The organism is Pseudescherichia vulneris, from assembly GCF_902164725.1.
GTDB classification, from domain to species: Bacteria; Pseudomonadota; Gammaproteobacteria; order Enterobacterales; family Enterobacteriaceae; genus Pseudescherichia; species Pseudescherichia vulneris.
The window spans coordinates 160,514-161,351 of record NZ_LR607338.1 but is presented as its reverse complement, the minus strand read 5'-3'; the positions used below and the strand labels follow the sequence as shown (position 1 = coordinate 161,351).

Here is an 838-nt window from a genome sequence, read left to right as displayed (position 1 = left end):
CAGCGCACAGATGAACCAATGCCGACAGTAACGGCAGGCGGCCTGCATGTGGGGGAGGTAAAAACCACCCTGGCGGTTGAGTCGTACGACCAGCAGCGTGCGGATCAGACGCTGTCTTTCCTGCAGGAGTATTGCGGCGCAGACTGCGACGGGCTGGTGACGATCAGCGGCGTGGTTTATCGCATCGTTGATATCGGTATGCGCATGCTCCAGCCGCGCGAGCTCTATGCTGCCCAGGGCTTCCCGGAGTGGTACATCATCGACCGCGACTACATGGGCACCCGCTACGCCAAAGACAAACAGGTTGCCAGATGCGGCAACGCGGTACCGCCGCCGTTTGCTGAAGCTCTGGTGCGGGCCAACCTGCCGGAGATGTGCCAGCAGCAGGGGCAAGCGGCATGATGTACGACAAATACACTATTAATCGCTGTGATGCGATGGAGTGGCTTGCAGAGCATTACCCAACCTTTCCCGACAAGATGCCAAATGTGCCTCTAAAGGCTGACTGGTGTAGTGCCAGTTTGTTTATGGGGTGGTGCTTCATTATTTTGCTCGATGGTTCGCTGGTATTTGCTAACTGCTTATCGCCTCCGATCCGGGCTGAAGACATGGCGGGCTTCAAGCTTCCTGAGCTTATCTAACTGCCATACAAGCGATATGGGGATTCCCATATCGACAGCCAGGGCCTCTCCGGAGGCCTTTTTCACGCCCAGCGGCAGGGCGATTTATACATGATCGATATTACCGATCGATAGCATCTAATTGATCTATTAAATCGATTAATTAATAGGCGTGCCGCAGCAATAAATTACCAACCTCTGGCGCATTAAATACGACA

2 protein-coding genes are annotated in these 838 nt (G+C 54.3%); both read left to right on the top strand.

Annotated elements, in window-relative coordinates; translation table 11 throughout:
- Window positions 1–402 (top strand): DNA cytosine methyltransferase (locus FN633_RS00655; RefSeq protein ID WP_208673892.1); only part of this gene is annotated, 402 nt, incomplete at its 5' end.
- Window positions 399–641: a hypothetical protein gene (locus tag FN633_RS00650; protein ID WP_154056393.1), complete on the top strand. Its 243-nt coding sequence runs from the start codon at window positions 399–401 to the stop codon at window positions 639–641. The genes FN633_RS00655 and FN633_RS00650, both read left to right, overlap by 4 nt.
- The last annotated feature ends 197 nt before the right edge of the window (window positions 642–838 follow it).

Bases quoted from the DNA above. Each gene is read 5' to 3' on its own strand.
- FN633_RS00650 (WP_154056393.1), top strand. From the start codon at position 399: ATGATGTACGACAAATACACTATTAATCGCTGTGATGCGATGGAGTGG.